Origin of the sequence: Vreelandella titanicae (genome assembly GCF_014697095.1) — a bacterium.
GTDB classification, from domain to species: domain Bacteria; phylum Pseudomonadota; class Gammaproteobacteria; order Pseudomonadales; family Halomonadaceae; genus Vreelandella; species Vreelandella titanicae.
In genome coordinates this window covers 295,012-317,362 of record NZ_CP059082.1, presented here as the reverse complement: position 1 = coordinate 317,362, position 22,351 = coordinate 295,012, and the positions used below count along the sequence as shown (strand labels likewise).

At 57.1% G+C, this 22,351-nt stretch carries 17 protein-coding genes; 16 read left to right on the top strand and 1 reads right to left on the bottom strand.

Annotation, left to right across the window (positions count from 1 at the left end):
* Positions 1–58 precede the first annotated feature (58 nt).
* From uppS to tilS, 14 genes are all read left to right on the top strand, one after another.
* Positions 59–847, top strand: a complete 789-nt coding sequence (gene uppS / locus HZS52_RS01420) for a polyprenyl diphosphate synthase (RefSeq protein ID WP_022520193.1) — start codon at positions 59–61, stop codon at positions 845–847.
* The gene (locus HZS52_RS01415) at positions 840–1,670 is read left to right on the top strand and encodes a phosphatidate cytidylyltransferase (protein ID WP_009288631.1); all 831 of its coding nucleotides are present in this window, start codon (positions 840–842) and stop codon (positions 1,668–1,670) included. The genes uppS and HZS52_RS01415 overlap by 8 nt, the downstream gene beginning before the upstream one ends.
* On the top strand, positions 1,667–2,857 hold the full coding sequence (ispC, locus tag HZS52_RS01410) for a 1-deoxy-D-xylulose-5-phosphate reductoisomerase (protein ID WP_022520192.1): 1,191 nt from the start codon (positions 1,667–1,669) through the stop codon (positions 2,855–2,857). The genes HZS52_RS01415 and ispC overlap by 4 nt, the downstream gene beginning before the upstream one ends.
* A 55-nt stretch (positions 2,858–2,912) precedes the next feature.
* Positions 2,913–4,271 (top strand): RIP metalloprotease RseP, encoded by a 1,359-nt coding sequence (rseP, locus tag HZS52_RS01405; RefSeq protein WP_022520191.1) that lies wholly within the window; start codon positions 2,913–2,915, stop codon positions 4,269–4,271.
* 100 nt (positions 4,272–4,371) lie between these two features.
* Positions 4,372–6,723, top strand: coding sequence for an outer membrane protein assembly factor BamA (bamA, locus tag HZS52_RS01400; protein ID WP_423250062.1), 2,352 nt, complete (start codon positions 4,372–4,374; stop codon positions 6,721–6,723).
* A 74-nt stretch (positions 6,724–6,797) separates the two neighbouring features.
* A complete protein-coding gene (locus tag HZS52_RS01395; RefSeq protein WP_027957768.1) occupies positions 6,798–7,298 on the top strand; it encodes an OmpH/Skp family outer membrane protein in 501 nt (166 codons plus the stop codon).
* Positions 7,299–7,351: 53 nt separating this feature from the next.
* Positions 7,352–8,386 carry a UDP-3-O-(3-hydroxymyristoyl)glucosamine N-acyltransferase gene (gene lpxD, locus HZS52_RS01390; RefSeq protein WP_009288490.1) on the top strand — a complete coding sequence of 345 codons (1,035 nt, stop codon included), beginning with the start codon at positions 7,352–7,354 and terminating at the stop codon, positions 8,384–8,386.
* Between the two features lie 147 nt (positions 8,387–8,533).
* Positions 8,534–8,977 (top strand): 3-hydroxyacyl-ACP dehydratase FabZ, encoded by a 444-nt coding sequence (gene fabZ / locus HZS52_RS01385; protein ID WP_022520189.1) that lies wholly within the window; start codon positions 8,534–8,536, stop codon positions 8,975–8,977.
* Positions 8,974–9,741 carry an acyl-ACP--UDP-N-acetylglucosamine O-acyltransferase gene (gene lpxA / locus HZS52_RS01380; RefSeq protein ID WP_190374047.1) on the top strand — a complete coding sequence of 256 codons (768 nt, stop codon included), beginning with the start codon at positions 8,974–8,976 and terminating at the stop codon, positions 9,739–9,741. Before fabZ ends, lpxA begins: the two co-directional genes overlap by 4 nt.
* 17 nt (positions 9,742–9,758) lie before the next feature.
* On the top strand, positions 9,759–10,931 hold the full coding sequence (lpxB, locus tag HZS52_RS01375; RefSeq protein WP_190374046.1) for a lipid-A-disaccharide synthase: 1,173 nt from the start codon (positions 9,759–9,761) through the stop codon (positions 10,929–10,931).
* On the top strand, positions 10,921–11,568 hold the full coding sequence (gene rnhB / locus HZS52_RS01370; protein ID WP_190374045.1) for a ribonuclease HII: 648 nt from the start codon (positions 10,921–10,923) through the stop codon (positions 11,566–11,568). Before lpxB ends, rnhB begins: the two co-directional genes overlap by 11 nt.
* Before the next feature lie 38 nt (positions 11,569–11,606).
* Positions 11,607–15,119, top strand: a complete 3,513-nt coding sequence (gene dnaE, locus HZS52_RS01365) for a DNA polymerase III subunit alpha (RefSeq protein WP_190374044.1) — start codon at positions 11,607–11,609, stop codon at positions 15,117–15,119.
* A gap of 101 nt (positions 15,120–15,220) precedes the next feature.
* Positions 15,221–16,177, top strand: a complete 957-nt coding sequence (gene accA / locus HZS52_RS01360) for an acetyl-CoA carboxylase carboxyl transferase subunit alpha (RefSeq protein WP_022520184.1) — start codon at positions 15,221–15,223, stop codon at positions 16,175–16,177.
* Entirely contained in the window at positions 16,158–17,456 is a 1,299-nt protein-coding gene (tilS, locus tag HZS52_RS01355; protein ID WP_190374043.1) for a tRNA lysidine(34) synthetase TilS, read from the top strand. The genes accA and tilS overlap by 20 nt, the downstream gene beginning before the upstream one ends.
* Here the strand turns inward: tilS and ppx are convergent.
* Positions 17,431–18,984, bottom strand: a complete 1,554-nt coding sequence (gene ppx / locus HZS52_RS01350) for an exopolyphosphatase (RefSeq protein WP_141440057.1) — start codon at positions 18,982–18,984, stop codon at positions 17,431–17,433. The genes tilS and ppx overlap by 26 nt on opposite strands.
* Positions 18,985–19,509: 525 nt before the next feature.
* Here ppx and rho point away from each other — a divergent pair.
* Positions 19,510–20,769, top strand: a complete 1,260-nt coding sequence (gene rho, locus HZS52_RS01345) for a transcription termination factor Rho (protein ID WP_007111700.1) — start codon at positions 19,510–19,512, stop codon at positions 20,767–20,769.
* 59 nt (positions 20,770–20,828) lie between these two features.
* Positions 20,829–22,319 carry a 4-hydroxy-3-polyprenylbenzoate decarboxylase gene (gene ubiD / locus HZS52_RS01340; protein ID WP_009288495.1) on the top strand — a complete coding sequence of 497 codons (1,491 nt, stop codon included), beginning with the start codon at positions 20,829–20,831 and terminating at the stop codon, positions 22,317–22,319.
* Positions 22,320–22,351 lie beyond the last annotated feature (32 nt).

The window sequence follows — 22,351 nt, the reverse complement described above, 5'->3', positions numbered from 1 at the left end:
GCCCGTTTTGCCACACTCTGGCTGGTTTTTTTATGACTGACCTTTGGTGCGAGAATCCATGACGTCACCGCAGCTTCCTGAAAAACAGCCGGACGACGCCAGCGCGTCTTCTCTGGCCGGGGAGGCCCCGCCGTCTCACGTTGCCATCATTATGGATGGCAATAACCGCTGGGCGCGCGCGCGCGGGCTTTCGGGGGTGCGTGGGCACCGGGCTGGGGTGGAAACCGTTCGTGCGGTGATTCAGCGAGCCGCCGAGCGCGAGGTGCAAACCCTCAGCCTGTTTGCTTTCTCCAGCGAAAACTGGAAGCGTCCGGCCGCAGAGGTCAACGCCTTGATGGAGCTGTTTTTGATGGCGCTTAAGCGTGAAGTCAAAAAGCTCAATGAGCGTAATGTGCGCCTCTCGATCATTGGCGAACAGCGGGGTTTTTCCCACGCCATCCAAAAGCATATTCAGCGTGCTGAAGCGTTAACCGCGGACAATACAGGGATGCATCTGGTGATTGCCGCCAACTATGGGGGGCAGTGGGATATCGCACGGGCGGCGCGCACCTTAGCCGAGCAGGTGGCGGCTGGGGAGTTATCGCCTGAGCAAATCGATGAAGCGTGCTTCGACACTGCAATGGGGACTGATGACGTGCCGCCGGTGGATCTGTGTATACGTACCAGTGGTGAGCAGCGGCTATCCAACTTTATGCTTTGGCAGTTGGCCTATGCTGAGCTGCACTTTTCCCCGCTGCTATGGCCCGATTTCGGTGCGGATGCGTTTGATGCGGCATTAAACGACTTCTGCCAGCGCCGTCGTCGCTTTGGCATGACGGACGAACAAATAGAGGCGCAGGGTGCTTAAACAGCGGATTATCACCGCAGCCTGGCTAGCACCCCTGGTGCTGGCTGGCCTGTTTGGTTTAGACGGCGGCGCTTTTGCGCTATTTACGGCGTTGATGGTGCTACTCGCCACTTGGGAGTGGGCCAATCTGGCGGGCGTTACCCGTACGGCACAGCGTGCTCAGCTAGTGGCCGTGATGGCGGTGTTGATGCTGGTCATGTGGCTGGCCGGAGCCGCCACCTCAATATGGCCGCTTTGGTTCTCTGCTGCCGGTTGGCTGGTGAATCTCTACTGGGTAACCCGCTACCCTGCGGCGGGTGAGCAGTGGCAGTCCACCGTGCGGCGCCTGGCGATGGGCCTGTGGGTGCTATTGCCCTGCTGGGTGGGCTTTAACGTTCTGCGTGACATCGGTATGGCTTGGCTGCTGTTTGTGCTGCTGCTGGTTTGGTGCGCGGATATCGGCGCCTACTTTGTGGGGCGACACTGGGGCAAGCGCAAATTGGCTCCCCACGTGAGCCCTGGCAAATCATGGGAAGGCGTATACGGCGGCTTAGCGGCGACCACTATTCTGGCTATTCTCTTTGCGCTGTGGTTGCCGCTGGGCCTGGTGGGTGGAATTACCCTGATACTCATCACCGCCGTGGTCACTTTGGCCTCTGTGCTGGGGGATTTACTGGAAAGCATGCTCAAGCGCCATCGTAATATCAAAGATTCGAGCCAGTTGCTGCCCGGCCATGGCGGTGTGCTGGATCGCATTGATAGCCTCACCGCGGCGATACCGCTGTTTGCACTGTTCTATGTGGAAGTACTGGTTGAGGTGTTTGCTCGGGTGCCGCCGCTATGAGCCAACTCGCTAATAGGCAACGTGTGACCGTGCTTGGCTCGACAGGCTCTGTGGGCACTAGCACGCTGGATGTGATTAGTCGCCACCCAGACCGCTATTGCGTGCATGCCCTGACCGCGCACACCTCAAAAGAGGCTCTGCTAGCGCAGTGCTTGGCGCATCGCCCTGCGGTCGCCGTGTTGGATAATGAGGCCGATGCCGCTTGGCTGCGCCAAGAGCTTAAGCGGGCTGGGCAGTCAACTGACGTGAGCGCAGGCCCAGAGGCGCTGTGCGATGTTGCCCGGGACGCCAGCGTCGACTGCGTAATGGCGGCCATTGTCGGCTCGGCGGGCTTACTGCCTGCCCTAGCCGCTGCGGAAGCAGGCAAGCGCGTGTTACTGGCCAATAAGGAGGCGCTGGTGATGAGCGGCGCGCTGTTTATGGAGGCCGTTTCCCGCTCTGGCGCAACATTACTACCGATTGATTCCGAACATAATGCCATTTACCAGTGTCTACCTGCGGAGCACCGCGGCGGACTTGCCAAGCACGGCGTTCGTCAACTGCTGCTAACGGCCTCTGGCGGGCCGTTTCGTACCTGGAGCCAGGCGGAAATCAATAATGTCACTCCCGAACAGGCCTGCGCTCACCCGAACTGGTCAATGGGACGTAAAATATCGGTGGATAGCGCCACACTGATGAATAAAGGGCTAGAGCTTATTGAAGCCTGCTGGCTGTTTGATGCCACGCCCGAACAAATCCAGGTGGTGGTGCACCCTCAAAGCGTGATTCACTCCATGGCGGCGTATCAAGATGGTTCGGTGATTGCACAGTTGGGTAATCCTGATATGCGCATCCCCATCGCCTACGGGCTAGCGTGGCCGGAGCGCATTGATGCCGGGGTTGAGACACTGGATCTTTTTCAGGTGGCGCGGCTTGATTTTGAAGCCCCCGATGAAACTCGCTTCCCCTGTTTAGGGCTTGCCCGTGAAGCGATGCGGCAAGGTGGCATGGCACCCGTTGTGCTCAACGCTGCCAATGAGGTTGCAGTTGAAGCATTCCTACAGCGTCGAATCGGCTTTACAGCCATTGGGCAACTGGTCGCCGACGTCTTGTCGCGCCCCTATCAAGGCCGTGTTGATAGCCTTGATAGCGTATTAGCAACGGATCAGTGGGCGCGACAGCAGGCGCTGGAACTGGTAACAAAATGATACGCTTAAGCATTCGCTGGGCTGGTCGTTAGAGCGGGGCATTAAGGAGTTCAGTGTGGGCCTTATACAGAATATTTTAGCGGTCATTGTGGTGTTGGGCCTGTTAGTGACCTTCCACGAGTTTGGCCATTTTTGGGTGGCGAGGCGCTGTGGGGTCAAAGTGCTACGGTTTTCTGTAGGCTTTGGTAAGCCGCTATGGTCGCGGGTTGACCGCCACGGCACCGAGTTCGCGATAGCCGCCATTCCGCTGGGTGGCTATGTCAAAATGCTCGATGAGCGTGAGGCGCCGGTTCCGGAAGAGCAGCTTGATCAGGCATTTAACCGCAAAACCGTGTGGCAGCGCATTGCGATTGTGGCGGCAGGGCCAATCGCCAACTTCTTGTTAGCGATTGTGGCTTACTGGGCACTGTTCGTGGCGGGTACCACGGTGGTGTCGCCAATGGTAGGTAGCGTTGCGCCTGACTCGCCCGCCGCCGAAGCCGGACTTGCCAATGGCGATGAAATTGTCGCCATTCAGGGCGATGAGATGCGCTCTTGGGAAGATGTTAACCTCAAACTGGTATCGATTATTGGTTTCAGCGGTGAGCTGGATATAGACGCCCGCCCCGAAGGCGCGAGCGACCCTCAACGTTTTGGCTTATCGGTGACTGATTATTTGGTTCGCCAAGATCCGCCACAGCCGCTGCAATCGCTGGGTATTACTCCTTGGCAGCCGGAATTTCCGGCCGTTTTAGGCCAAGTAGTGAGCGGAGAGGCCGCCGAGCAAGCAGGCCTTGAGGCGGGCGATAGGATGGTGGCGATTAATGGCGAACCAGTGGATGATTGGATGCACTTCGTTAATATGGTGCGAGGTAATCCAGGTGAAACGCTGCAGCTCACCTATGAACGTAATGGCGAGCAGTCGAGTGTTGATTTAACCCCCGGGCGTAACCGCTTGGACACTGGGGTTGAAATTGGTTATATCGGTGCAGGCGCCGAGCAGGTCGAGTGGCCAGCAGCGTTTCAGCGTGAAATCCGTTACGGCCCTATCGAAGCGGTAGGCCAGGCTGTTTCGCGCACTGGAGAGATGACGCTCTTAACCTTAGATGCCATACGCAAAATGTTTGTCGGGCTTATCTCGCCTTCCAATTTGTCCGGGCCAATCACCATTGCACAGATCTCTGGTGATTCGGCCCGTGCAGGGATGGAAGCGTTTATTGGCTTTCTAGCGTATCTTTCTATCAGCCTTGGGGTACTAAACTTACTACCTATCCCGGTGCTCGATGGTGGCCACTTGCTCTATTATTTTATGGAGGTCGTGCGTGGACGGCCAGTATCCGAAAGAACCCAAGCCGTAGGACTGCGCATTGGGCTTGCCATGGTCGGCACCCTGATGTTGATGGCCCTCTATTTTGATCTGATGCGCCTGTGGTAATGACGCGTGTAGCGCGCAGGATGCCTTGTCATCTGCCTGCACAAATGTATATGGTGCCTTTCTGGAATGATAGGCAGACCAACGCGAGCGAATTGACTGCATGAAAATCAAGACCCTTGGAATGGCGGCACTCTTGCTGGCAGGCGCCAGCGGCGCCCAAGCACAATCCTTTGATGTTTCAGACATTCGAGTGGAAGGACTGCAGCGGGTATCCGCCGCCTCGGTCTTCAATGCATTTCCGGTGAGTGCCAATGAGCGCGTCAGCGAAGAGCAATTAGCTGCTGCTGCCCGTGACTTATTTGCCACAGGGCTATTTGACGATGTCTCCCTGGCACGCGAAGGCGATGTACTGGTTATTCAGGTCGTCGAGCGTCCGACTATTGCGCGGCTACAGATCAGCGGCAACGATCAGATCTCCGAAGAGGACTTGCGCAATGGTTTGCGTGAATCGGGGCTCTCGGAAGGTCAGGTACTGGAGCTCTCTACGCTGGAAGAGATACAGCGCGAGCTGGAAGGCGTCTACCAGTCTCAAGGTCGCTACAGCGCCAGCATCGATACCGAAGTGGAAGAGGTTGATGAGGGCCGGGTACAGGTCAATATCAATATCAACGAAGGCGAAGTGGCCAAGATTCGCCAAATCAATATCGTTGGTAACGAAGCCTTTGATGATGAAACGCTGCGTGGCGTGTTTGAGTTAAATGATCGGCCAGGACGCTTTTTCGGCTGGTTCTCTAGCGACGAGTACTCCCGTGAAGCGCTTTCCGGTGATATTGAGCGGCTGCGCTCGTTCTACCTAGATCGTGGCTACGTCAACTTCGATGTCACCTCGACTCAGGTGTCGATTGGTCCGGAAAAATCCGAAATCTTTATTACACTAAACGTCGATGAAGGCGCCCAGTACCGGGTAGGTGATATTCGTTTCGCGGGTGATCTACAGATCAGCGAAAACGAAGCTCGCCAGTTACTCACCGTTAAAGAGGGAGATATTTTCTCCCGCGGCGATGTTAATGCCTCCACCGAAGCCCTGCGCCAGCGTTTGGGTGCCGAAGGCTTCGCCTTTGCTGATATTCAAGGCGTGCCTGAAATGGCAGGGGACGGTGAAACGGTCGATCTGGTGATTGCTGTCAATCCCGGTGAACGCGCCTACGTGCGTCGTATCGAGTTCTACGGTAATACGACTACTCAGGATGAAGTACTGCGGCGTGAAATGATTCAGTTGGAGGGCGCACCCGCTTCCACCGAAGCCATTACACAATCGCGTCAGCGCCTTGAACGCCTGGGCTTTTTTAGCCAAGTAGAAGTGGATACCCAGCCTGTACCTGGTGAGCCGGATTTACTCGACGTTACTTATAATGTCGAAGAGCAGCCCTCGGGGTCGGTCTCTGCCAGCGTTGGTTTCTCCCAGAGTGCCGGGGTTATTTACGGTGTCGGCTTGTCACAAAATAACTTCTTGGGTACGGGTAACCGGGTCAATGTAGGGGCTCAGCGCAGCGACACCTTTACCAGTGTGAACTTTGGCTTCACTGATCCCTACTGGACGTTGGATGGCATTTCTCGCGGCTACAATGTTTTTTACCGCGAAACAGATTACGCCGATTCGGATATTTCGACGTTCTCGACGGATGCCTATGGTGCCGGTATCAACTTTGGTTACCCCGTAAGCGAACTGTCGCGTCTTAACTTCGGTGCCAGCGTTGAAGACCTAACGGTGAAAACCTACTTCGACACGGCCTCAGAAATTCGTCGCTATGTGGAAGATCAGGGCGAAGATGCGCAAAGCCTGAAGCTGACCGCTAGTTGGACACGCAACAATCTCAACCGCGGTATTATGCCGACCGATGGCAACTATCAGCGACTGTCGCTGGAAACCGGCGTGCCGGGCAGTGATTCGGAGTACTACAAGCTGCGCGCCCGTGCTCAACAGCTCTTCCCGATTAACGATGACGAGTCCTGGGCGTTCAAATTTACCGGCAATGTCGGCTATGCCGATACGCTGGGCGGCAACGATCCCTTCCCCTTCTATGAAAACTTCTACGCGGGTGGTCTTGGCTCGGTGCGTGGCTTCACGTCGAATACGCTTGGGCAGCGCACCACGCCAGCAACCGAAGGCGGCCGTGACCGCACGCTGGGCGGTAACGTTTCAGTAGAAGGTAGCGCCGAGATCATTTTCCCGCTGCCCTTTGTTGAAGATCAGCGCGCGCTGCAAACATCGCTATTCTTGGATGGCGGTAATACCTTCCTGACCTCTTGCTACGATGTGCTTGCAGAAGACGCAGGGCGTCAGCAGTGTAACTCCGGCGTTGATCTAGGCGATTTGCGCTACAGCGCCGGTATTGGCCTCTCTTGGCTGACACCGGTAGGCCCGCTGACCTTTAGCATTGCTGAGCCATTGAACGATAAGAGCGGTGACGACACTCAGTTCTTCCAGTTCTCATTAGGACAAACGTTCTAAAGGGCAAACGTTCTAATTTTGCTAGACCGCGTGCCATGGTGGCGCGTGCTAGCGTGACCTAAGGAGATAACATGATGCGTAAACTGACAGCGGTGGTATGCCTGTTGGGCGCGATGATTTTGCCCGCTCACGCTGCAGAAGTAGCAGTGTTGGATTGGCGAGCAGCATTAATGAATACCCAGTCCGCACAGGCGTCAATGAGTACTCTGGAAGGGCAAATTGGCAATCAGCAGCGTGAAGCGCAAAACCTGGGTAATGAGTTGCAGCAGCTTCAGCAGCGTTTGCAGAACGAAGGCGAAACGATGGCTCAGTCCCAGCGGGAGTCGCTGATTAGCGAGCTTCAGCAGAAAGGCAGCCGTTTTGAACAGCTTCGCCAGGAAGTAATGCAGGCACAGCAGCGTTCCGAGCAGCAGTTTTTAGAAGGCGCCGAGCCTAAGCTGGAACAAGCGGTAGCAGAAGTGCTGGAACGCCATGGTATTGATGTGCTGGTTGAACCCCAGGGCGTACTGCACTCAGGTGTGGATCTGCCCAATGTGACCGATGAAGTCACCCAGATTTTTGATACCTTGAACTAAATTTAAACGCTAATTGGTGTGGTCAGGCCACACCAACGCTTCTCTGGGCTCCCATGACGCACGCTTCTCATCACTTTACCCTCGCAGACATTGCGCGCCAATTGGGCATTGCCGTCAGCGGTAATGCCCAGCAGCCGATACGCGGCTTGGCGACGCTAAAAGAAGCGCAGCCGGATCAAGTGGCTTTTCTGGCCAATCGTGCCTACCTGAAAGATTTGGCGACGACCAAGGCGGCCGCGGTATTGCTGCACCCTGAGCATGGCAAGCACTGCCCGGTAGCGCGTCTGGAAATCGATAACCCTTACTTGGGCTATGCCAAGCTATCGCAGTTGTTTGACCCACTGCCTGCCCGCGATATCGTCGGTATTCACCCCACCGCCGTCGTGGCGGAAGATGCTCAGCTAGGCGCCGATGTCTGCATTCAAGCTCATGCAGTGATTGAATCAGGCGTGGTGCTGGGCGACCGTGTGGTCATTGGGGCGGGCAGCGTGGTGGGAGCCGATACAATTATCGGCGAAGCAACGCGTCTGCACGCCAATGTCACCCTCTGCCATGGCGTGGTTATCGGTAAACGGGGCATCTTGCAAAGCGGCTGTGTGATTGGCGGCGACGGCTTCGGGTTTGCCCACGATGGCGCTGGCTGGCATAAAATCGCCCAATTGGGGGGCGTAGTGCTTGGCGACGACGTTGAAGTAGGCAGTTGCTCCAGCATCGATCGTGGCGCTTTGGGAGATACGGTGATTGGTGATGACGTCAAAATTGATAGTCAGGTACAAATCGCCCATAACGTCATTATCGGTGACCACAGCGCCTTAGCAGGCTGTGTGGGCATTGCTGGTTCGACCAAGGTCGGTAAGCACTGCATGCTGGGTGGTGGGGTCGGTTTATCCGGTCACCTAACCATTTGCGACGGCGTTCAGGTGACAGGTATGAGCCTTGTCACGAACTCAATCCATGAACCGGGGGTCTACTCATCCGGTACTGGCGCCATGGCTAATGCCCAGTGGCGTAAAAACGCGGTGCGTTTTAAACAGCTTGATGACATCGCTAAGCGCCTGGCTCGATTGGAAAAAAAGCAACGTGAATAGTAACGGCTGCATGACTTTTACCCGCTGCTGGTTTGAGACTAGATAACAGCGGGGTATAATCCACAGCCTTTTAACCAGTGCACGTGCTGGTATTTGCCTGACACTCTTCAGGAGCTGCAGGTTTTTGTTATTTTAGAGGTCGCTACGATGGTTATGGATATCAATGAAATTCGCGAGTACTTGCCCCACCGTTACCCCTTTTTGCTGGTGGATCGAGTAACGCAATTAACCACCGGCGAATCCATCGTTGCGTACAAAAATGTCAGCATTAATGAGCCATTTTTTAACGGCCACTTTCCGCATCACCCGATTATGCCCGGCGTACTGGTGATTGAAGCCCTGGCCCAGGTATGCGGCATTCTCGGTTTTAAAACGGTCAATAAACTGCCTGCCGATGGTTATGTGTACTATCTCGTGGGCAGCGATAAAGTGCGCTTTAAACGCCCGGTAATGCCGGGCGACAAGCTCACCTTAGAGGCCGACGTGATTAGAGGTAAACGGGGTATCTGGAAATTTGCATGCCGTGCCACGGTTGACGGTGAGCTGGCCTGCGAAGCAGAAATTATTTGTGCCGAGAGGAAGGTGGCTTGATACATCCGACTGCACTGGTCGACCCGGCGGCGCGCCTTGCCGACGACGTTGAGGTTGGCCCCTTTAGCATCATTGGCCCCGACGTCACGATCGGCGCGGGCTCCGTGATAGGCCCTCATGTGGTGGTTAAAGGCCCCACCTCGCTAGGCGAACGTACGCGTATCTTTCAGTTTGCCTCGGTAGGTGAAGACTGTCAGGACAAAAAATACGCAGGCGAACCCACGCGGTTAGTGATGGGCGACGATAATGTGGTCCGTGAAGGCGCCACGATTCATCGAGGCACCGTTCAGGATCGCAGCGAAACCACCATTGGTTCGCGCAACCTGTTTATGGCCTACGTGCATGTCGGCCATGACTGCGTGATTGGTAACGACTGCATTTTAGCCAATCAGGTTACCTTGGCGGGCCATGTCACCGTCGGTGATCATGCCATTCTGGGTGGGTTGGCGGCAGTGCATCAGTTCTGTCACTTTGGCGATCACGCCATGGCCGGTGGTGGCTCGATTATCACCAAGGACACACCCGCCTATATCATGATTAATGGCAACCCTGCCGAAGCGCGTGGACTCAACCTAGTGGGCTTAAAGCGCCGCGGCTTTAGCCGCGAAGCAATTAGTGCCTTAACCACTGCTTATAAAATGGTTTATCGCCAGGGGCTGACTACAGAGCAGGCGCTTGTCGAAATGCGTAGCCGCTTTGATTTTCCCGAAATTGAGCATTTCGCCGCCTCCATTGAGCGTTCCACCCGCGGCATCACCCGTTAACCCATGCTAATCATTTTATGACCCTGCAACGTGTCTATCTCGTGGCTGGGGAACTCTCCGGCGATATCCTTGGCGCTGGGCTGATGCGTGAACTTAAAGCGTGCCACCCTGGCGTCGAGTTTCGTGGCATCGGCGGACCGCGTATGCAGGCGGAAGGCATGGAGAGCCGCTTTCCTCTCGAAACGCTTGCGGTAATGGGGCTGGTTGAAGTGCTGAAGCACCTCCCTGAACTGATCCGTGTACGGCGCACCCTAAAAGCCGAAGCGTTAGCTTGGCAGCCGGATATTATGCTGGGTATCGATGCACCTGACTTCAATCTAGGCCTTGAGCGCCAGCTTCGCGAAGCGGGGATCACCACCGCCCACTACGTGAGTCCTTCCGTGTGGGCGTGGCGCCAGGGGCGGGTAAAAGGCATCGCTAAGTCGGTCGATGGCATGCTGACGCTGCTGCCTTTTGAGGCTGCTTTCTATCGCCAACATCGTGTGCCCGTCGCTTTTGTGGGCCACCCCCTGGCCGACGAAATGCCGCTGGAAAATGACCGTGTTGCCACCCGCCAGGCGCTGGAACTCGCGCCTGATCTGCAGGTGTTAGCGCTGCTGCCTGGCTCCCGGGCCAACGAAATTCGTTTTCTGGGCGATACCTTTCTTGCCGCCGCCGCACAGCTCTGCCAACGCCACCCTGCGCTGCACGTGGTTATTCCCGCGGCTACCGCTGATCGCCGCCATGAAATTAGCGCGCTGCTGGCCAACTACCCACAGCTGGCCGAGCGTACTACGCTGCTGGATGGTCAAGCCCGCGAAGCGATGGTAGCCAGCGATATCGTGCTGCTGGCCTCTGGTACCGCCGCGCTGGAAGCCATGCTGTGTCACCGCAGCATGCTGGTGGCTTACAAGATGGCCCCGACCACCCACTGGCTGGCCAAGCGAATGGTCAAAACCCAGTGGGTATCGCTGCCTAATTTGATTGCCCAGGAAACGCTGGTGCCCGAACTCATTCAAGACGCGGCCTCGCCGGAGGCGATTGCCGATCAGCTCAGCGCCATGCTGGCGGACGAAGATAGCCGCCATGCCCTGGAGGCGCGCTTTGCCCAGATGCACGCCACCCTTCAGCGTAACGCCAGCCGTCGCGCCGCCGAGGCAATTAGCCTGTTGGCCGCGGGACAGCCGCTGGAGACTGTTGATGGCCATTAAAAATAGGGTGACAGCGCACTGGTTGATCGAGCACAAGGATTTTCCAACGCTAGAAATTGCCTACAGCGGCGAGCTGCTGGCGGGAGTGGATGAAGTAGGCCGAGGGCCGCTGGTCGGTAGCGTGGTGGCCGCAGCGGTGATTCTCGACCCCGCGCAGCCAATAAACGGTCTTACCGACTCTAAAAAATTGACGGCGCGCAAACGTGAAGCGCTGGATAGCCAGATTCGCGAGCGGGCGCTGGCCTTTGCCGTGGCAGAAGCCAGCGCAGCGGAAGTGGATGCGTTGAATATTTACCACGCCACCCACTTGGCCATGCGTCGAGCCATTGATGCGCTGGCACCGGCGGCGGAATATCTACTCGTCGATGGCAACAAATTACCTGGTCATCTGCTGCCTGGCCAGGCCGTGGTGAAGGGCGATTCACGCCACTGTGCCATTGCCGCAGCGTCGATTTTGGCCAAGGTCGCTCGCGACGCACAGATGGTCGCCTTGGATGAGTGCTATCCTGAGTATGGTTTTGCGCGCCATAAAGGCTACCCGACCAAAGAGCACCTGACGGCGCTTGCCGCTCACGGGCCACTGGCCGAACATCGTCGTAGCTTCGCGCCGGTGCAGCGCCAGTTGGCGCTGCTTTAACGTATTTTTTCTTCACCTAGCGTTTTGCTGAGAGTCCCATGACGGTTCCGTTCGTTCATTTACGTTTGCACAGTGAATACTCCCTGGTCGATGGCTTAGTGAAGCTAAAATCGCTGGTCAGCACCACGGCTGAGCGGGCGATGCCAGCATTGGCCTTGACCGACGAAGCCAACCTTTTCGGCCTGGTGAAGTTCTACAAAGCCGCCCAGGGGGCGGGGTTGAAGCCGATTATTGGCAGCGATTTATGGCTGCACAATCCCCATGACGAGTCGCACCCCTACCGGCTAACGCTGCTGGCGATGAACGATGTTGGCTATCGCAACCTGACTGAGCTGATCTCGAAAGGTTGGACGCATGGTCAACGGCAGGGGCGCGCCATTCTCGATAAACAGTGGGTGCTGGAGCAGAGCGAAGGCTTGATTGCGCTTTCCGGCGCGCGGGAGGGTGAGATTGGCCGCCACCTGCTATCTGATCACGAACAGGATGCGCGGGTGCTGCTCGAAGAGTGGCAGGCGGCCTTTCCCGAGCGCTTTTATCTAGAGTTGATTCGCACCGGGCGCCCGCTGGAAGAGGCCTGCGTTCACGCCAGCGTCAAGCTGGCCATTGAAACAGGCACGCCAGTGGTGGCGACCAATGACGTGCGCTTTCTTGAGCGCGAAGATTATTGGGCCCACGAGACCCGCGTCGCCATCGGTGAAGGTAAAGCGCTGGACGACCCGCGCCGCGAACGCCGCTACACCGAAGAGCAGTACTTAAAAAGCCCCGACGAGATGGCGGCGCTGTTTGCCGATATCCCCGAAGCGCTGGAAAACAGCGTGATGATCGCCGAGCGCTGCAGCGTGGATGTGCGCCTGGGCGAGATTTTCCTGCCCGAGTTCGGCATTCCCGAAGGGATGACCCAGGATGAGTTCTTCCGCAAAGTATCCCATGACGGTTTAACCGAGCGATTGGATTTTTTGTTTCCCGCTGAACGGTACCCCCGCGACAGCGAAGAGTACCAGGCGATCGACCAGCGCTACCGCGACCGGCTGGAGTTCGAGCTCAACGTTATTATCCAGATGGGGTTCCCTGGCTACTTCCTGATCGTGATGGACTTCATCCAGTGGGCCAAGGACAACCGCGTACCGGTAGGCCCGGGGCGTGGTTCCGGTGCTGGTTCGCTGGTGGCCTACGCGCAAAAGATCACTGACTTAGACCCGATTGGCTACGACCTGCTGTTCGAGCGCTTTCTTAACCCCGAACGTGTCTCCATGCCCGACTTTGACGTCGACTTCTGCATGGAAAAACGCGACAAGGTGATCGAGTACGTAGCCGAGCGCTACGGGCGCAATGCGGTCTCCCAGATTGTCACCTTTGGCACCATGGCGGCGAAGGCCGTAGTGCGTGATGTGGCCCGTGCCCAAGGCCGTCCGTACTCGCTGGGGGACAAGCTCTCCAAGCTGATTCCCTTTGAAGTAGGCATGACCCTGGCCAAGGCGATTGAGCAGGAACCCGCGCTCAAAGAGTTTATCGGCAACGATGAAGAGGCCGAAGAGATCTGGGAGATGGCGCTCAAGCTTGAGGGCACCACCCGGGGCACCGGCAAGCACGCCGGTGGCGTGGTCATCGCCCCCACCAAACTGACCGATTTCTCACCGCTGCTCTGCGATGAAGATGGCTCCGGCTTGGTGGTACAGTTCGATAAAAACGATATTGAAGAGGCGGGGCTGGTCAAGTTCGACTTCCTGGGCCTGCGGACGCTGACGATTATCGACTGGGCACTAGAGATGGTCGACAAGGTGCGCAGCGTTAACGGCCAGGATCCGCTCAACATCGACAGCATCCCGCTGGACGACGCGCCCACCTTCGAGATGCTCAAGCGCGCCGAAACCACGGCGGTCTTCCAGCTCGAATCCCGCGGCATGAAGGAACTGATCAAGCGCCTGCTGCCTGACTCCCTGGACGATATGATCGCCCTGGTGGCACTGTTCCGCCCCGGCCCACTGCAGTCGGGCATGGTCGATGACTTTATCAACCGTAAGCACGGCCGGGCCGAAGTCTCTTATCCACACCCGGATTACCAGCACGAGCTGTTGAAACCTGTCTTGGCGCCCACCTACGGCATCATCCTCTACCAAGAGCAGGTCATGCAGATCGCTCAGGTAATGGCAGGCTACAGCCTCGGCCAGGCCGATATGCTGCGCCGTGCCATGGGTAAGAAAAAGCCCGAAGAGATGGCCAAGCAGCGTGACGGCTTTATGGAGGGGTGTGCCGCCAACGGTATTGATAAAGACCTGGCCGGTAACATCTTTGACCTAGTAGAGAAATTCGCCGGTTACGGCTTTAACAAGTCTCACTCGGCTGCCTACGCGCTGGTGTCTTACCAAACTGCGTGGCTGAAAGCCCACTATCCGGGGCCCTTTATGGCCGCCGTTATGTCCACGGAAATGGACAACCTGGATAAAGTGGTGCCGCTGATCGAGGAGTGTCGGAACCTCAAGCTCACCGTAACGCCGCCGAACGTCAACGTCGGTGGTTACAAGTTCACCGTCGATACCGATGCGCGTGTGGTCTATGGGCTAGGCGCCATTCGCGGCGTGGGCGAAGGGCCCATTGGCGCCATTGTCGAAGCCCGCGAGGCAGATGGCCCTTTCAAAGATATCTTTGATTTCTGCCGCCGCATTGATCCCAAGCGGATGAATAAGCGCACCCTGGAGGCGCTGATTCGCTCCGGCGCGCTGGATACTTTAGGCCCCAATCGTGCGGTGCTGTTTGCAGCGATGGAGGACGCGCTAAAAGCCGCTGCCCAAAACCACGCCAATCAGAACCTGGGCATGCTGGATATGTTTGGTGATGCGTTCGCCGCGGCCGATGAAAGTGACGATGACAGCAACGTTTACGCCGAATACATCAACGCCCGTGAGTGGACCGATCGCGAACGGCTCTCAGGGGAGAAAGATACCCTGGGGCTTTACCTGACAGGGCACCCGATCGACGAGTACGAGCGGGAGCTAAAACGTTTTGTCTCCACGCGGATCAGCGATTTAAAACCTTCTCGTGACCCCCAGCGCGTTGCTGGGCTAGTGGTCGGCGTGCGCACTATGAAGTCCAAGCGTGGTGATACCATGGCGTTTATCACCCTGGATGACCGCACCGGGCGTATTGAAGCTTCGCTGTTTGGGGAGCTATTCGAGCAACTACGCGGTCAGATTGAGGCTGATCAGGTACTCATCGTTGAGGGCGAAGTCTCCAGCGACGAATACTCTGGTGGCCTGCGCCTACGCGGTAAAGACGTTACACCAATGGTGACGGCGCGCATTCGCTACGGCCAAGCCGTGGAGCTGGCATTGGACGCGGGGCAGATCAATGGCCGCTTAATTGAAACCCTGCGCGACAGCCTGACGCCGTATCGCGATCAAGAGGGGTTGCCGGTGCGCCTGCAGTACCGCCACCCAGCGGCAGTGGCTTGGCTGGAACTTGCCGATGAGTGGAAAGTCGCACCGAGCGACGACTTACTGCTGGCGCTGCAGGATGTCCAGGGTCAGACAGGCGTACAGCTACGCTATCGATAAATAGTGACAGAAGGGCACTCACCTTGCGTGGCAGGGTCAGGGTGCGATAATACTTATTTTGATCAGGCTTGTTTTTGACAGGCAGCTTACAGGCAGAGCCGATGAATCCTAATTATCTCGATTTTGAACAGCCGATTGCCGAACTTCAGGCAAAAATTGAGGAGCTGCGTCTAGTCAGCTCCGATAGCCAAGTCAACCTTTCCGACGAGATCGCTCGGCTGGAAGAGAAGAGCCGCAAGCTGACGGAATCGATCTTCAAGGATTTGACTCCCTGGCAGGTTTCTCAGCTATCACGGCACCCTCAGCGTCCCTACACGTTGGACTACCTCGAACACATCTTCACCGACTTTGACGAGCTGCACGGTGATCGCAACTTCGCCGATGATGCCGCGCTGGTAGGTGGCATTGCGCGGTTGAATGATGCACCAGTGATGGTGATTGGCCATCAAAAAGGCCGCGATGTAAAAGAGAAAGTGCGCCGCAACTTCGGTATGCCGCGCCCAGAAGGCTACCGCAAAGCGTGCCGTCTGATGGAGATGGCCGAGCGCTTTAAAATGCCGATCCTGACCTTTATCGATACCCCCGGTGCCTATCCCGGTATCGACGCCGAAGAGCGCGGTCAGTCAGAGGCTATCGCCTATAATCTGGCCGTTATGTCGCGACTGAAAACACCGATTATCTCCACCGTGGTGGGCGAGGGCGGCTCCGGCGGCGCGCTGGCAATTGGCGTCTGCGACGAACTGCAAATGCTGCAGTATTCGACCTACTCGGTGATCTCACCGGAAGGCTGCGCATCGATCTTATGGAAAAGCGCTGAAAAAGCCTCTGACGCCGCTCAGGCTATGGGCATTACCGCCGAGCGACTGAAAGAACTGGGTTTCGTCGACTCGCTGATCAAAGAGCCGCTTGGGGGCTCCCACCGTCACCCGCTAACCACTGCTGAGCGGGTCAAAGAGGCGCTTACCGCGAGCTTGGGGCGTCTGCAGTCAATGGACACTGACGCGCTGCTGGAGCGTCGCTACAAGCGTTTAATGAGCTATGGCGCCCCAGCCGCATAATACGCTGCAACGCTTGCTCAACGACGCCCTGGCGGAGACCCCGCCGGGGCGCTCTATTTGGGTGGCACTCTCAGGTGGTTTGGACTCCTGCCTGCTGCTCGCGTTAGCCGCACGGGCCTGCGAACAAGCAGACCGCCATTTGCGGGCTATCCACATTAACCATGGCCTACAGGCAGCAGCGCAGACGTTCGAGGCGCACTGCCGGGATATGTGTGTGCGCTTGAACGTGCCGCTGACCGTGGTCAATGTGACGGTAAATACACAAGGTGAAGGCATCGAAGGTGCCGCTCGCAACGCCCGCTATGAAGCTTTTTTGGCCACCATTCCCACTGGCGATACGCTCTGGCTGGCCCAGCACCAGGATGATCAGGCGGAAACCTTTCTGCTCGCCGCTCTGCGCGGCAGCGGGCTACGCGGCCTGGCCGGTATGCCCTATCGCCGGGAGGCCCAAAGTACCACCTTGGTGCGCCCCTGGCTCTCCGTGCGCCGAGCTGAACTTGAAGCTGCGGCTGGGCTGCTTGAGTTGCGCTGGTGCGAAGATCCCACCAATCAAGATATTCGCTTTGATCGCAACCGCCTGCGCCATCGAATATTGCCAGCATTGCGCGAGCGCTGGCCCACAGCCGTCGCTGCTTTAGCCAATAGCGCAACCAACGCCGGTGACGCAGATGCGGTGCTTAGCGAGTATTTAGCAGCCGAGCTAAACGAGCTCGTCACCGGCGAAGGGCAGATAGATGCGAGCGCACTTAGTCAGCGCTCCCGTCCCCGCCAGCGGCTGCTGGTGCGTACTCTTTGCCAACAGCAAGGCTTGCCAACACCGCCCCAGAAGCGTTTAGAGAGCCTGCTGGATCAATTGAATGCCAAGGCGGGTGCCGCGGTGTGCGTTGAGTGGCCGGGTGCTCAGGCGCGCCTATGGCGCCAGCGGCTCTATCTGATGGTGCCTTTTGAAGCGTTATCGTCGTGGGAGGTTAGCTGGGATGGTCAAACGCCACTGGAAACGCCTATCGGGCCGCTAGGGTGGCAGGTGGCCTCATTACAAGAGCCGTCTCAACCGCTGAGAGCGACCTGGCGACAAGGTGGGGAGGTTATTCAACTGCCTAAACGAGGGCGGCGCGACCTAAAGCGGTTGCTACAAGAGGCGGATATGCCGCCCTGGGAGCGCCAGCGGCTGGTGGTTATCATGCAGGGTGAGGCGTGTATCGGGGTGGTTTGTCCCCCTGCTCAGCTGTTATGGCAGGCAGAGGGCGTTTGCTTTACACGTCTGACTTCGCCTGCTTAACGATCAGCTTAAAACCGGCGGCTTCCATAAACGCCTGCTCCTGTTCCAGGTCGGTACTCAGCAGGGTGGGTTCATCGCTGGCAGGCAGCGTGATCGTCAAGCTATCGCTGTCAGCGCTTATTTCCGGTAGCGAGGGCGCGGTTTCCGGGCGGGAATGGTTGAGCAAAACGGCTAAACGCAGCAGTCGGGCGAGCTTCTGGGTCGTCTCCTGTTGCGCTTCCGGCAGGGCCTGCCACTCCTTGAGCGGAAATTTACGCCGGTGCGCGCGCACTAAAAACGCCAGTTGGCGCTGTTCAGGGCGTGAAAAACCCGCGAGATCCGAATGCTCCAGCAGGTAGGCGCCGTGGCGATGAAACTGGCTGTGAGAGATCGCCAGGCCGATTTCATGCACGTGGCTAGCCCACTGCAAATAGCGCCCTTGGTCAAGGTTTAGCGACCACGCATGGCGTACCTGCTGAAACAGCCGCTCGGCAGTGTCGGCGACGTTAAGCCCTTGGCGGGTATCAACATCGTAAGTGCGCTGTAGCGACTCCAGGCTTTTCGAGCGCGAGTCTTCGGCGGTATTGCGCCCGGCCATATCGTAGAGCACGCCTTCACGCAGCGCCCCATCGGCAAAACGCATTTGGGTTAAATCAAAGGCTTCAAAAATCGCCCCAAGAATGGCAATCCCCGCCGGGAAAACTTTGGCACGGTCAGCCTTGAGGCCCTCCAGCGCGACTTTATCCAGTTGCTTGCACTTCAGCAGCCGTTCGCGCAGCTTCTTTAAACCGGCGCGAGTGATAACACCCTCGTGGGGCGTATCGCCATAGGCATGCAACACGCTGGCGGCGGCCTTGATCGTGCCGCTGGAGCCGACTGGGTCGTCCCAGCCCAGGCGTTGATAGGGGCGCTGAATGTTGGCGAGCTCTGAAAGAGCGGCGAGCTCGGCGCGGCGCATACGTTTTTCGTTCAACTCGCCGTCGGAGAAGAAGCGTCGGGAAAATGTCACGCAGCCCATGCGCAGGCTCTCCAGCGCTTTGGGCTCAAAAGCTTCACCAATAATGAATTCGGTCGAGCCGCCGCCAATATCGACGATTAATCGGCGGCCATTTTCGGCCAGCGCGTGGGCGGCGCCTAAATAAATCAGCCGAGCCTCTTCGCGGCCGGCGATAATTTCGATGGCGTGGCCTAATTGTGCTTCGGCGCGTTCGATAAATGTTTGGCTATTATCGGCATCGCGTAGCGCATTAGTGCCGACAATGCGCAAATTGGCGTTGGTGATATCGCTTAAAAACGGCGCGAAGCGGCCCAGGCAGTCTAGTGCGCGCTGCATTGCCTCTTCGCTGAGCAGGCCATCATCGTCTAAACCCGCGGCGAGCTGCACCTTTTCGCCCAATCGGGCCACCACCTGGAGGCGTTCATGCTGGTAATTGGCCACCAGTAGATGAAAGCTGTTGGAACCCAGGTCTATAGCGGCGAAGCGCTGCGGCGCACCGCTGTCTACCTCAGCGGGAGCGGTGGCAATGGGGAGCGAAATGTCCTTGGGCATGAGCTTTCCTTCGTGTTGGCTGTGCCAAGGTTGCGGCGACCTTTATCTATTGTCAATTGCTAGACACCTAAAGGCTTGCGTTTGTCGCGGCGCTTGACTACCATCGAGCTACTGGCCTGATCTGACCTGGTTAGTTAGCGTGTCCACAAGTACTTCGCAGCTGAGATGAGTCGCTGTTTAGATAAATCATCTTGCATGCGTCGTGCAAGTACGGCACCTTGGTCGCCCCAGACGTTATTCACTGTTTATCCCGTTAGCGTCAGCCAGAATTCCAAGTCGTCAGATAGCCCACTGGTTCAACCACTTTCCTGGGGTAGCCAGATTAAACAAGTGTTAGCACCCTCGAGTTGAGTCTTAATAACAACAAGCAGCAGCGTTGTTAGTTAAGTCCAACGCCGTTCCTTTCATCTTCGAGCGCGTGCCTTTACCGGGGTCTGAACGCATCACACGGCGTCACTTTCACGCCTCCTGTCTTATTCCCGGCGCCTGGCGCCCAGCTTCCATGAGCAACTTTCTAACACACCGATGAATCTCACTGAACTCAAGCAAAAAACCGTTCCCGAGCTCCTCGATATCGCCCGTGAAATGGGTATTGATAACTTGGCCCGTTCGCGCAAGCAGGACATCATTTTCGCCATCCTCAAGAAACACGCCAAAAGTGGCGAGGATATCTATGGCGACGGTGTGCTGGAAATTCTTCAGGATGGCTTCGGCTTCCTGCGTAGCGCTGACAGCTCCTATCTCGCCGGTCCCGACGATATCTACATATCGCCTTCGCAGATCCGCCGTTTCAATCTGCGCAAGGGTGACTCCATTTCCGGCAAAATCCGTCCGCCGAAGGAGGGTGAACGCTACTTCGCCCTGCTGAAGGTCAGTCAAATCAACTTTGACCGTCCGGAAAATGCCAAGCACAAGATCCTGTTTGAGAACTTAACGCCGCTGTTCCCAGACGATCGCATGCGTATGGAGATCGGTAACGGCTCCACGGAAGACCTTACCGCGCGGATCATCGATCTAACCGCGCCGATCGGTAAAGGCCAACGTGGTTTGCTGGTATCGCCGCCCAAGGCGGGTAAAACGCTGATGTTGCAAAACATCGCGACCTCCATCACGCGCAACAACCCAGAGTGTCATCTGATCGTACTGCTGATCGATGAGCGCCCTGAGGAAGTCACCGAAATGTCGCGCACCGTGCGTGGCGAAGTCGTGGCGTCAACCTTTGATGAGCCGCCAGCGCGTCACGTGCAAGTCGCTGAAATGGTTATCGAGAAAGCCAAGCGTTTGGTTGAGCACAAGAAAGACGTGGTCATTCTGCTCGACTCGATTACTCGCTTGGCGCGTGCTTACAACACCGTGGTGCCCAGCTCTGGCAAAGTGCTCACCGGTGGTGTCGATGCCCACGCCCTTGAGAAGCCAAAACGCTTCTTTGGTGCGGCGCGTAATATCGAAGAGGGTGGCAGCCTGACGATTATCGCCACGGCGCTGGTCGATACTGGCTCCAAAATGGACGAAGTCATCTTCGAAGAGTTCAAGGGTACCGGTAACATGGAAGCCCACCTGGATCGCAAGCTGGCTGAGCGTCGTGTATTCCCGGCGATCAATATCCGTCGGAGTGGCACCCGTCGTGAAGACCTGCTGGCTTCTGAGGATGAAATGCAGCGCATGTGGATTTTGCGCAAGCTGCTCAATCCGATGGAAGACACCGCCGCCACTGAATTCCTGATTGACCGTCTGAAAGATACCAAGACCAATCTTGAGTTCTTTGAAGCGATGAAGCGCCGCTAGCTTGTGGTGTAAAAAAGAGCGCCGCTAACGCGGCGCATTCGCCAGCCAGGGAGCGTGCCTTGAAGTACAAAGACTTGCGTGAGTTCATCGCGGCGCTTGAAGCCCAGGGTGAACTCAAGCGTATTCATGTCGAAGTCGATCCTTACCTGGAAATCACCGAAATTTGCGACCGCACGCTGCGTGCCGGTGGCCCGGCGTTGCTGTTTGAAAACGTCAAAGGCCACGACATGCCGCTGTTGGGCAACCTGTTTGGCACCCCTAAACGGGTTGCGCTAGGCATGGGCCAAGAATCGGTAGAAGCGCTCAGAGAAGTGGGTAAGCTGTTGGCGTTTCTCAAAGAGCCTGATCCGCCGAAAGGCTTGAAAGACGCCTGGGACAAGCTGCCGATCTTCAAGCAAGTACTCAGCATGGGGCCGAAAAACGTCAAGCATGCGCCGGTACAGGAAGTGGTCTATGAAGACGACGAAGTCGATCTCGGCCTGCTGCCGATTCAGCACTGCTGGCCTGGCGATGCGGGGCCACTGGTCACCTGGCCTCTGGTGATTACTAAAGGGCCGCACAAGAAGCGCCAGAACCTAGGGATTTACCGTCAGCAGAAGATTGGCAAGAACCGCCTGATCATGCGCTGGCTCTCCCATCGTGGCGGCGCGCTGGATTTTCTGGAGTTCCAGAAAGCCCACCCAGGCGAGCCTTTCCCGGTTGCGGTGGCGCTTGGCGCTGACCCGGCGACGATTTTGGGCGCCGTCACCCCCGTGCCGGATTCGCTTTCAGAATACGCCTTTGCGGGCCTACTGCGCGGTTCGCGTACCGAGCTGGTGAAGTGCGGTCATGCGGATCTTGATGTGCCCGCGTCCAGCGAGATTATCCTCGAAGGCTTTATCTATCCCGATGATATGGCGGCGGAAGGCCCCTTTGGTGACCACACCGGTTACTACAATGAGGTCGACCACTTCCCGGTGTTTACCATCACGCGGATGACCATGCGCCGTGATGCGATCTATCACTCGACCTATACGGGACGTCCGCCGGATGAGCCGGCGATTCTCGGTGTGGCGCTGAATGAAGTCTTTGTGCCCATTCTGTGTAAGCAGTTTCCCGAAATCGTCGACTTCTACCTGCCACCGGAAGGCTGCTCTTACCGTATGGCAGTGGTCACCATGAAGAAGCAGTACCCCGGCCACGCCAAGCGCGTGATGATGGGGGTATGGAGCTTTCTGCGTCAGTTTATGTACACCAAGTTTGTGATTGTGCTGGATGACGACGTGGACGCACGCAATTGGGAAGATGTTATCTGGGCGATCACCACCCGGATGGATCCCGCGCGGGATACTGTAATGGTCGAAAATACCCCCATTGATTATCTAGATTTCGCTTCGCCGGTCTCAGGTCTTGGCTCGAAAATGGGGCTTGATGCCACCAATAAGTGGCCAGGAGAAACTGACCGTGAATGGGGCACCCCTATTGTGATGGACGATGCCGTTAAAGCGCGCGTGGATGAACGCTGGGAAGCGCTGGGGATTGGTCTTGAATTGCCGCCCTCTCGCCGCTGAATGCGATGTATCGCTGACCAAATTTGTAAAAA

Coding starts and splice junctions, on each gene's coding strand:
- rho (WP_007111700.1), top strand. CDS start 19,510: ATGAATCTCACTGAACTCAAGCAAAAAACCGTTCCCGAGCTCCTCGAT.
- ispC (WP_022520192.1), top strand. CDS start 1,667: ATGAGCCAACTCGCTAATAGGCAACGTGTGACCGTGCTTGGCTCGACA.
- tilS (WP_190374043.1), top strand. CDS start 16,158: ATGGCGCCCCAGCCGCATAATACGCTGCAACGCTTGCTCAACGACGCC.
- dnaE (WP_190374044.1), top strand. CDS start 11,607: ATGACGGTTCCGTTCGTTCATTTACGTTTGCACAGTGAATACTCCCTG.
- lpxD (WP_009288490.1), top strand. CDS start 7,352: ATGACGCACGCTTCTCATCACTTTACCCTCGCAGACATTGCGCGCCAA.
- uppS (WP_022520193.1), top strand. CDS start 59: ATGACGTCACCGCAGCTTCCTGAAAAACAGCCGGACGACGCCAGCGCG.
- bamA (WP_423250062.1), top strand. CDS start 4,372: ATGAAAATCAAGACCCTTGGAATGGCGGCACTCTTGCTGGCAGGCGCC.
- rnhB (WP_190374045.1), top strand. CDS start 10,921: ATGGCCATTAAAAATAGGGTGACAGCGCACTGGTTGATCGAGCACAAG.
- ppx (WP_141440057.1), bottom strand. CDS start 18,984: ATGCCCAAGGACATTTCGCTCCCCATTGCCACCGCTCCCGCTGAGGTA.
- accA (WP_022520184.1), top strand. CDS start 15,221: ATGAATCCTAATTATCTCGATTTTGAACAGCCGATTGCCGAACTTCAG.
- lpxB (WP_190374046.1), top strand. CDS start 9,759: ATGACCCTGCAACGTGTCTATCTCGTGGCTGGGGAACTCTCCGGCGAT.
- HZS52_RS01395 (WP_027957768.1), top strand. CDS start 6,798: ATGCGTAAACTGACAGCGGTGGTATGCCTGTTGGGCGCGATGATTTTG.
- fabZ (WP_022520189.1), top strand. CDS start 8,534: ATGGTTATGGATATCAATGAAATTCGCGAGTACTTGCCCCACCGTTAC.